The 1,885-nt window shown below is 61.0% G+C and carries 2 protein-coding genes; one reads left to right on the top strand and one right to left on the bottom strand.

Annotated features, from left to right (window positions below; translation table 11 throughout):
• On the top strand, window positions 1-1,004 hold a 1,004-nt coding region (locus ACFU9E_RS35440; protein WP_380715695.1), incomplete at its 5' end, for a protein rep.
• Between the two features lie 277 nt (window positions 1,005-1,281).
• Here ACFU9E_RS35440 and ACFU9E_RS35435 read toward each other — a convergent pair.
• Window positions 1,282-1,578 carry a hypothetical protein gene (locus tag ACFU9E_RS35435; protein WP_377852236.1) on the bottom strand — a complete coding sequence of 99 codons (297 nt, stop codon included), beginning with the start codon at window positions 1,576-1,578 and terminating at the stop codon, window positions 1,282-1,284.
• Between the last annotated feature and the right edge of the window lie 307 nt (window positions 1,579-1,885).

The raw sequence follows: 1,885 nt of genomic DNA, 5'->3' as shown, positions 1-1,885 counted from the left end.
CGGACAGGGTCACGATCCACGTCCGCGACGGGGGGGCCTACGCCTCCGGGCTCTGCATCTGCGCGAACGGCTGGCTCTGCCCGGTGTGTTCGGCGAAGATCCGCGCCAAGAGGGCCAACGAAATTGCGGTCGGCGTCGCCAGCCTCATCATGTCCGGCGGCTCGGCCTGGATGGTCACCTTCACCGTTCGGCACGCCAAAGGTCACGCCCTGGCCGAACTCCTCGAAGCCCTCAACGACGCATTCCGCAAACTCGGAACCGGCGTTATGGCACAGCGGGAAAAGAAACTCACTGGAAAGATCGGCACCATCAATTCCCGTGAAATCACCTACGGAAAGAACGGTTGGCATCCGCACCTTCACGTGATCGTCTGCTTCGACTCGGAACCTGACGTCATGCAACTCACGTACATGATGGCTCGCTGGCAACGGCTCTGGATGGCCTGGACGAAGAAGCACGGCTTTCCCGCCGATAAGGCACACGGTGTCAAGTGGGACAAGGTCATGACTGCTGAGGGTGCCGGGGAATACATCGCCAAAGCCCAGGACTCCGGACGGCACATCGGGAACGAGGTTGCTCGCGGTGATCTCAAGAAAGGCAAGCTCGGCAGTCTCACGCCGTTCGAGATGATCGAGTACCTGCTTGCCACCGGAGACGCTGCGGTCGTCGACCTCTGGCGCGAGTACGAGCACGCGACCAAGGGCAAGTCATGGCTTCGCTGGTCACCCAGGCTCAAGGCCCGACTCGGCGTCGACGAGATGACCGACGAAGAGCACGCTGCCGAGGAAGTGGCCGGCGGGGAGGTGGCCGAGCTGGCGGAGTCCGCATGGAAGATGGTCGTCGCTCACGGCCTGGAAGCCCGAGTCCTCGAAGCAGTCGAACGCGGAGGCTTTCCCGCACTCGTCAAACTCCTGACGGCACATCAGATCTGGGCAGTCAAGAAACTCACTCCTGACGACTCGTCAGAAACTCCTGACGGACCGTCAGATTCGAATGCTGCTTAGGGTTGGAGAAGTGTTTGACCGTTGGTGATCAATGGGGCGAGAGCATGGAAGGGGGACTTTATACTTGTGCCAAAGGAGAGGGCAGGATGCCCTCACCCAGTAGTTAGCACTCGTCCCCCTTCCTTGCTCTCGGAGGGGCCCCGTTGATCAGCAACGGTTAAAGACTTCTTCAGCCCGGAACCCCAAAAAAACTTGACCGCCTCCGGCGGAAGGTCCGGCCCCCGCCGGGATACATCAAAGGCCCCCGCCGAATTCGGCAGGGGCCTTCAATGCGTCGTCACTTCTCCTCGGCAGCAATCCTCTTGTAGACAGCATTCCGGGTGATCCTCGCAGCTCGTGAAACCTCCGTGGGAGTAAGGGCCTTGGTCTTCACCGCGTTCACGGTCAACGACGTCTCCGCCTTCTGCGCGGCTTCCGCCAGGTCGGCCAACGCCCGGATCAAGTTCCGGTGCCACTCCGCCGGATCGCTCGCCATGGCCGCATCGGCATGTCCGAGGTAGCTGCAAAGCTCGGAGATCGATTGGAACTGTCGTTGCAGATCAGACCGGAAGACTGCTGCCTTGCTGCGGGTCATAACGCGACCTCTCGGGGGGAACGATGCGGATACTCGGTTGACAGATTCTGCGATGCGGGTCCATCGTAGAGCCCAGCACAGCCCGTAGTCATCAGTTCCGCAGATGACGATCCGTCAGAAGGAGTCACACCATGCCCGCGATCTTCCACGTCGACCAGGCCCGAACCTTCTCCATGGTCATGTTCCTCAGCTGCGCCGCGAAGATGCAGTTCGGCACGCAGACGCAGGACAAGACCAAGGACGGACTCCCCAAGTGGGAGGTTCAGGTGGTCGACAGCATCACCCAGTTCGGACTGACGGAGAACGA

Origin of the sequence: Kitasatospora sp. NPDC057595 (genome assembly GCF_042800875.1) — a bacterium.
In the GTDB taxonomy this organism is placed as follows: domain Bacteria; phylum Actinomycetota; class Actinomycetes; order Streptomycetales; family Streptomycetaceae; genus Kitasatospora.
Note: the sequence above shows the minus strand (reverse complement) of the source record. Positions and strands in the feature narration are given on the sequence as shown.